At 61.7% G+C, this 1,166-nt stretch carries 1 pseudogene; it reads right to left on the bottom strand.

The features are described from left to right. Window positions 1-1,102, bottom strand: a pseudogene (locus tag QWZ14_RS29165) (AAA family ATPase); the annotation flags it as partial. Window positions 1,103-1,166 lie beyond the last annotated feature (64 nt).

Below are 1,166 nucleotides of genomic sequence, written 5' to 3'. Positions count from 1 at the left end.
CGGAAGCCTTCTGGCTATGAACGCGATGCTCCACCTTCATCCATTGTTCGGTAGCTGCATCCACATCTCTTCTGACGGTCTCAAGCAGATCGAGACCTAATGGCTTTCGCGGAGCGTATGCCATATCCTTCGCCGCCTGCTTCCAAAGATGCTCCGTCGTGATCTCGCTCTGGTCGCCGATGGCACGGGCATGCCGAACAGTCTCAAAAAGGCCCGCCTCACCAATTAGGGTCCAGGTTTCCCATTCGGCCCGGCTCTCGGCAGGGTAGTTCCGGAATGCAGTGAGCCCTGACGTACCGTGGGTCAGGGCGTTGATATGCTCGGCCGAAGTGATCCCCTGGATGCTGTCGACCGTCTGCGCCCAGCCGGAGGCGACCAGCAGTCGGCCTGACCGTTGGTGCATCAGCCGATCCCAGCTGACATCACCCGCATCCCCATGCCGGTTTCGCAAACGCAAGCCGGTTTCGGTAATGGCCTCGACCGTGACCATCGACCCGTTGTTGCCAAGCCAGCCGAACTTGCCATCAAATCGGGCGCCAGTCCGCTGGAACAGCCGCAGCCGGTCCCCCATGGCGATGGGGAGGTCATAGATTTCGCCGCGTTGATCGATGGCCTGGTACAGCCGCTCGTCGCCCACGATCTCGCCGCGCTGCCGCAGGGTCTTACGAATCTCGCCACTGATCTCGGCCGCTGCAGCATTGGTCAGGGCTGAGCAGCTCACCGATTTAGTAGCACCAGCTGCCTCCAGAGCATCGCGCCGTCGCAGGAAGAAATCAGCGGTCTGCCGGTTTACCTCATCCTGATCCCCACCAAGCAGCCGGGCAGTGCCCGCCTGGCGCTTCAGATCGAGCGCCTGCATCACTTCGCCGGCTCTCGCCTCAGCCGTCATATCGTCCTTGTTGCGGAACATGCTGGCGATGCGTTTGAGATCGTCGGTTTTCTGTCGCACCGTCGACAGCAGCTGGGGTTGTGCCTCCCGGGGAATAGCCCGCTGCAGCAGTGCGATGGAATCTCCTGCCTCGATCGTTTGACATTGCTCCCGATCGCCCAGGCCGCGGATCGTCATCCCGGTCTGTGCCTGCAACTCCATCAACCGCTGCATCGAGCGCGGCCCAACCTGGGACATTGCCCTCTGTGCCAATGACAGTGAGACAGCGCTCCCCCGG

It is taken from the genome of Paeniroseomonas aquatica, assembly GCF_030409335.1.
GTDB lineage: Bacteria > Pseudomonadota > Alphaproteobacteria > Acetobacterales > Acetobacteraceae > Belnapia > Belnapia aquatica.
This window is presented reverse-complemented; position numbering and strand designations above follow the sequence as displayed.